This window comes from Streptococcus humanilactis (genome assembly GCF_019448275.1).
In the GTDB taxonomy this organism is placed as follows: domain Bacteria; phylum Bacillota; class Bacilli; order Lactobacillales; family Streptococcaceae; genus Streptococcus; species Streptococcus humanilactis.
Genome location: NZ_JAHXBZ010000036.1, coordinates 1 through 257 on the forward strand (window position 1 = coordinate 1; position 257 = coordinate 257).

Annotated in this window: 1 protein-coding gene; it reads right to left on the minus strand. The window is 51.4% G+C overall.

The window, feature by feature from the left end; translation table 11 throughout:
* Positions 1 to 257: hypothetical protein (locus tag KV696_RS10560; RefSeq protein ID WP_419965914.1), on the minus strand; the 257-nt coding region annotated here is incomplete at both ends.

The window sequence follows — 257 nt, forward strand, 5'->3', positions numbered from 1 at the left end:
TCTACTTCAGCATCAACAAGTGCGGTAGCCTCTACTTCAGCGTCAACAAGTGCGGTAGCCTCTACCTCAGCATCAACAAGTGCGGTAGCGTCTACATCAGCAAGCACTAGCGCTGTAGCCTCTACATCAGCAAGCACAAGTGCGGTAGCCTCTACTTCAGCGTCAACAAGTGCAGTAGCCTCTACCTCAGCATCAACAAGTGCGGTAGCTTCTACATCAGCATCAACAAGTGCCGTAGCGTCTACATCAGCAAGCAC